The sequence below is a fragment of the Alteromonas sp. BZK5 genome (assembly GCF_014349115.1).
GTDB lineage: Bacteria > Pseudomonadota > Gammaproteobacteria > Enterobacterales > Alteromonadaceae > Alteromonas > Alteromonas macleodii.
Window position 1 is genome coordinate 1 of sequence record NZ_JACSOE010000258.1, and the last position, 1,315, is coordinate 1,315.

Annotated in this window: 1 protein-coding gene; it reads left to right on the forward strand. The window is 45.2% G+C overall.

Going from position 1 to position 1,315, the window contains the following annotated elements:
* Nucleotides 1–73: 73 nt before the first annotated feature.
* Nucleotides 74–1,285 carry an IS256 family transposase gene (locus BIZ39_RS21790; protein ID WP_187448112.1) on the forward strand — a complete coding sequence of 404 codons (1,212 nt, stop codon included), beginning with the start codon at nucleotides 74–76 and terminating at the stop codon, nucleotides 1,283–1,285.
* Nucleotides 1,286–1,315: the final 30 nt, after the last annotated feature.

Here is a 1,315-nt window from a genome sequence, read left to right on the forward strand (position 1 = left end):
GAGACTGTAACTAATTTTGTGTAACTGCCTATCTCAATTTACTCTATAGAGAGTTAAGGATAGGCAGATGAACATGAATAAGAAAGAGCTTGAAGCTTTCGCAAAGGAAGCGGCCAAAGGCATTAAAACACCTGAAGACTTAAACGAATTTAGTCAGATGTTGAAGAAAATCACCGTTGAAGCGGCATTGAACGCTGAAATGGATGAGCATCTTGGCTACGAAAGAAATCAAAAGTCTACGTCATCAAACAGTCGCAACGGTAAGAGCAGCAAACGCGTAAAAACAGAAGATGGCGAGTTTGAACTCGACACTCCTCGTGACCGTGAAGGCTCCTTCGAGCCTAAGCTCGTTAAAAAACATCAATCCCGTTTCACCTCCATGGACGATAAGATTCTCTGGCTTTATGCACAAGGCATGAGTACCCGTGAAATCGTCAATGCGTTTGATGAATGGTATGGTGCTGAGATATCGCCAACGCTGGTTTCTCGCGTTACTAATGCAGTTATCGAGCAAGTTGTGGAATGGCAGTCGCGCCCGTTAGATGCCATTTACCCGATTGTTTACCTCGACTGTATCGTAGTGAAAATACGCCAGGATAAACGTATCATCAACAAATCTATCTTCCTGGCCCTGGGCATCAATACTGAAGGTCACAAAGAACTGATGGGCATGTGGATAGCCGAGAATGAAGGGGCTAAGTTCTGGCTAAACGTGCTAACCGAACTTCAGCAGCGCGGCGTAGAAGACATTCTCATCGCTTGTGTGGACGGTCTCAAAGGCTTCCCTGATGCCATTAATGCTGTGTTCCCACAAACGCATATTCAACTGTGTATCGTACACATGGTTCGTAACTCACTAAAATACGTATCGTGGAAGGACTACAAAGCTGTCACAGCAGACTTAAAGCGCGTATACCGCTCAGCAACAGAAGATGAGGCACTGCTTGAACTAGAACGGTTTGCTGAAACATGGGACGGCCAGTACCCACAAATCGCTAAATCATGGCGGACGCACTGGCACAATCTCAATACCTTGTTCAACTACCCAGAGGACATCCGCAGGGCAATTTACACCACCAACGCCATTGAATCTCTGAACAGTGTTATCCGAAAAGCCATCAAGAAACGGAAAATCTTCCCCAGCGATGATTCAGCAAGAAAAATGGTGTACTTAGCAATAAAAGACGCCAGTAAGAAATGGTCGATGCCGATTCAAAACTGGCGTCAGGCGATGAGTCGTTTTATTATCGAGTTCGAGGAACGACTCGAAAAGCACATTAACTAATGGCAGTTACACAGAATCTGTTACAGGCTC